This window comes from Kitasatospora sp. NPDC029367, assembly GCF_055569135.1.
Map to the genome: position 1 here is coordinate 1 of NZ_JBVHYH010000151.1, position 4,194 is coordinate 4,194.

The 4,194-nt window shown below is 72.4% G+C and carries 4 protein-coding genes, 1 rRNA gene and 1 pseudogene; 3 read left to right on the plus strand and 3 right to left on the minus strand.

Features of this window, described 5'->3' with window-relative positions:
* A pseudogene (locus ACZ4W5_RS37790) lies at positions 1-137 on the minus strand (electron transfer flavoprotein subunit beta); the annotation flags it as partial.
* A 340-nt stretch (positions 138-477) separates the two neighbouring features.
* A complete protein-coding gene (locus tag ACZ4W5_RS37795; protein WP_360246170.1) occupies positions 478-891 on the minus strand; it encodes a thioredoxin family protein in 414 nt (137 codons plus the stop codon).
* A gap of 205 nt (positions 892-1,096) precedes the next feature.
* Here ACZ4W5_RS37795 and ACZ4W5_RS37800 point away from each other — a divergent pair, with 205 nt between their 5' ends.
* The 3 genes from ACZ4W5_RS37800 to ACZ4W5_RS37810 all read left to right on the plus strand — a co-directional run bounded on the left by ACZ4W5_RS37800 (position 1,097) and on the right by ACZ4W5_RS37810 (position 4,069).
* Positions 1,097-1,522: a DUF4395 domain-containing protein gene (locus ACZ4W5_RS37800; protein WP_360246167.1), complete on the plus strand. Its 426-nt coding sequence runs from the start codon at positions 1,097-1,099 to the stop codon at positions 1,520-1,522.
* A 245-nt stretch (positions 1,523-1,767) separates the two neighbouring features.
* The gene (locus tag ACZ4W5_RS37805) at positions 1,768-2,538 is read left to right on the plus strand and encodes a lysophospholipid acyltransferase family protein (RefSeq protein ID WP_465659770.1); all 771 of its coding nucleotides are present in this window, start codon (positions 1,768-1,770) and stop codon (positions 2,536-2,538) included.
* A gap of 190 nt (positions 2,539-2,728) precedes the next feature.
* The gene (locus ACZ4W5_RS37810; RefSeq protein ID WP_465659772.1) at positions 2,729-4,069 is read left to right on the plus strand and encodes a TolB family protein; all 1,341 of its coding nucleotides are present in this window, start codon (positions 2,729-2,731) and stop codon (positions 4,067-4,069) included.
* 55 nt (positions 4,070-4,124) lie between these two features.
* Here ACZ4W5_RS37810 and rrf read toward each other — a convergent pair.
* Positions 4,125-4,194, minus strand: a 5S ribosomal RNA gene (rrf, locus tag ACZ4W5_RS37815); the annotation flags it as partial.

The following is a 4,194-nucleotide window of genomic DNA, read 5'->3' on the forward strand; positions in this document are numbered from 1 at the left end:
TGCTCCACGCCGTACTCGTCCAGCTCCGACAGGAGGCCGTCCACACCCTCCCGGTCCGTGGTGTGGTCGTCCGCGAAACGACGGTCACCCGTCGCGTCCGGCACGTACTTCACACAGACAACGATCCTCAAGCTCACGGCCTTGTCTCCTGTACTGGTCTCGTCCGACGGCTGCGACGTGCAAGCGGGTGCGAACACGGCACACACCCGCTCCGGGCAGCGAGTTTCCCGTGCCGGTCCGGAACTTCCTGGCAGCATACTCGGCGGTAGCGCAGTGGTCACTACTGGCCAGTAGCTTAGGCCTGACGGTCGGCACCGCCGCTTGCGCCCATCCTGCCCCAGCCGGGGGCCGACCCCACCTCACGGGGGGCACCAACCGCCGACGAATCCGTGCGCCGGCGCCCGCGGTCACCGCTTCGCCGCCGGTCGCCCTGCCCGTCACGCGCCGCCCGGCACCCCGCCCGTCACGCGCCGCCCGTCACACCGCCTGGCCGAGCGCCGCGATCACGTCCGCCTTGCGCGGCAGCCCCGCCGCCCGGCGCACCACCTGCCCGGCCGCGTCCAGCACCAGGACGGTCGGCGTCCGCAGCACCTCCAGCCGACGCACCAGCTCCAGCTGCGCCTCGGCGTCCAGCTCCACGTGCGCGACCCCGTCGACCATCCCGGCCACCTCGGCGAGCACCCGCCGGGTCGCCCGGCACGGCTGGCAGAAGGCGGTGGAGAACTGCACCAGGGTCGCCCGCTCACCGAGCGGCCCGCCCAGGTCCTCCTCCGACAGCCGTACCGTCCCGTCCTTGGTGCGCACCCGCAGCCTCCCGTCGCGCCCTGCCCTCACCAGCCCGAACCCGCTCGCCACCGCCAGTACGACGAGGCACACCACCAGTCCGGTCATCCCCCCAGTCTGCGCCAGCGCGTACGGGCTCCGAAAGGGAGGTCGACCTGCCGACACCGGGCCCGTACGATCGGCGGGTGGACCATGACCGCCCCTCCCCGCTGCTGACCGTCCGTCGTGTCGTCGGCCCAAGGCCCGTCACCACCGTCCGCTGTCGCTGACGCGCCCCGCCGCAGCCGCCCGTCGCGACCACTCCGGAGACCCCTTGCAGACCGACCCCCGAGGTCACCGCTTCGCCGCCGCGCTCACCAGCGCGGTGCTGGCCGCCGTCCTGATCACCGGCAGCGGCCTGCTGCTCTCCCTCCAGGCCCTGGTCTTCCTGGTCGGCGCGGTCGGCGGCCCCCGCCGCTCCCCGTACGTCGGCCTGTTCCACCTCCTGATCGCCCCCCGCCTGGCGCCGCCCACCACGACCGAGGACGAACGCCCGCTGCGCTTCGCCCAGGGCGGCGGGGCCGTCTTCGCCGTCATCGGCACCCTGGGCTTCCTCACCGGCGTCAGCTGGCTCGGCCTGCTGACCGCCGGTTTCGCCCTCGCCGCGGCCTTCCTGAACGCCGCCTTCGGCTACTGCCCGGGCTGCGAGATCTACCCGATCGTCCGCCGCGCCCAGGGCCGCCTGGGCGCCGGGGCCTGACCGTGGCCCGGCCGGGTGGCAGGCCGGGTGGCGGGTCGGAAAGGTTCCCGGTCGGATTCATCACGGAGATCACACCGCGAATATTCGCTTGACCGTACGCCTCAGGTGACAGCAGGCACTCGTTCGGGGGATCATCTCCGTGTATCACCCGTGACCGCCGCGGCGTGCCGTGCTCCGGTCGGCTCCCACGCACGGCGCGGGTACCCGCCGTACCGGGCCCCGGCCCGTGGAAGTCAGGACTGACCGTGGCAGAGTTCGTCTACCCGCCGGTGATCGGCGCCGCACTCACCGCCTTCCGTGCGCTCGACGTACGGATCAAGATCATCGGTGCCGAGCACATCCCCGCCAGGGGCGGAGCGGTACTGGTCAGCAACCACATCAGCTACCTGGACTTCCTCTTCGCCGGTCTCGGCGCCTACCGCGGCGGCAAGCGCAAGACCCGCTTCATGGCCAAGGACGACGTCTTCCGGCACCGCATCTCCGGCCCGCTGATGCGCGGCATGAAGCACATCCCGGTCGACCGCGCCGACGGCCAGCCCGCCTACGACGCCGCCGTCCGCGCCCTCAAGGCCGGCGAGGTCGTCGGGGTCTTCCCCGAGGCGACCATCAGCCGCTCGTTCATGTTGAAGAAGTTCAAGACCGGCGCCGCCCGGATGGCCGCCGACTCCGGCGCCCCGCTGCTGCCGGTCATCCTGTGGGGCACGCAGCAGCTCTGGACCAAGGGCCGCCCGAAGACCCTCACCAAGCGCCACGTCCCGGTGACGATCATGATCGGCGAACCGATTCACCTCGGCCCGAGCGACAAGCCCGTCATGGTCACCAGAAAGCTGCGCGCCGCCATGAGCGAGATGCTCGACCGGGCCCAGCGCGAGTACCCCGGCAAGCCCTCCGGCCCCGACGACACCTGGTGGCTGCCCGCCCAGCTCGGCGGCACCGCGCCGACCCTGGAGGTCGCCGAGGCCGAGGACGAGGCGGAAGCCCTCGCCAAGGCCGAGCGCCGCGCCGCCCGGGGCTGACCCAACCCCCGAGCCCGTCTACTCCGTGTGACCGAGCCGATGCGATCCGTCGCGTGTCGCCCGGCCGCCGACACGCCCCGTCTGACACAGTGACAGCTCTTCCAGGGACCTTCCTCCTGGATGCGTCCTGCGTCCCGCCCACCGCGGACCGGGGCACACGTCGAAGCGGTCGGAAAGGTCGGAGACGGAGATGACACGGATCACCGGCACACGGCAGTCCCCCAGCAGCAGCAAGGCCCGCACCCGCGCAACCGCCGGTGCGGGCCTCCTGCTTCTGGGCACCCTGCTCACCGGGTGCGGGGCGGAGCCCGGCGACATCCCGCTCTCCGAGATCCGCCCGGAGTCTCCCACCGCCACCCCCGACCCGACCCCGTCGGCTACCCCCGGAGTCGTCGGCGCCGCGCAAACCGAGGCCCGCAACGGACTGATCGTCAGCCGGGCCTACACCGACGCCTCCCGCACCACCAGTGCCATCGTCACCCTCGGACCGGACGGCGCCGGCCAGCACCAGATCACCCAGCCGCCCGCGCGGGCCCGCGACGACCACCCCGACTGGAACCCCGACGGCAGCGCCGTCGCCTTCGACCGCACCGACCCGCAGTCCGGCACCGCCCGGCTCTGGACCGTGACCACCGGCGGCGACGACGCCCACCAGATCAGCCAGCTCTGCGATGCCGGCAGCGGCACCGCCGACTGCGCCAACGAGGACGAACGCGCCCCCGCCTTCTCCCCCGACGGCAAGCAGCTCGCGTTCAGCCGCTCCTGGGGCGCCCTCGACCAGGCCCACAACAACCAGGTGCAGTACTCGGACCTCTACCTGATGAGCCCCGACGGCACCAACGTCCAGCGGCTCACCTTCCTGACCAACGACAAGCCCTACTCCGGCTCCGTCAGCAACCCCAGCTGGTCCCCCGACGGCAAGCAGCTCACCTTCGAGTACCGCACCAGCGCCACCGGGCAACCCGCCAACAGCCGCGCCGTCTACGTCGTCGGCGCGGACGGCACTGGGCTGCGCCAGCTGACCCCCTGGGAACTGCGGGCCGGCGACCGCGCGACCTGGTCCCCCGACGGCACCCAGATCCTCTTCACCACCTACCCGGCCGGCCCCGACAACGCCCCCGGCGGCGGCATCTACACCGTCCACCCCGACGGCACCGGCATCGGCGCCCTCACCCCGGCCCCGTCCACCGCCTTCTACGGCGCCGCGGCCTACGCACCCGACGGCAAGTCCATCGTCTTCGCCCAGGCCCCCTCGGGAGGCGGCGGCGCCGATCTCTACAGCATGCGCTCCGACGGCACGGGCGTCGCCCGCCTCACCAACACCGCCGACAAGTGGCTGGACCGGCCGTCCTGGGGCACCGCGGCGGTACCCGCAGCAACGGCAGCGCCGGCTGACCCGTCGGCACCCGCTTCGGCCGCGGCGTCGGCGGCGCCTTCGGACGTTCCGACGGCTGACCCCAAGCCGGCCCAGGCCCAGGGGCAGCCGAAGACCGACGACACCCAGCTGCCGAACGAGGAAGACGACAACTGAGCGGAAAAGCGAAAAGCCCCTGATCCGAAAGGATCAGGGGCTTTTCTGAATGATTGTTCGGCGGCGTCCTACTCTCCCACAGGGTCCCCCCTGCAGTACCATCGGCGCTGTGAGGCTTAGCTTCC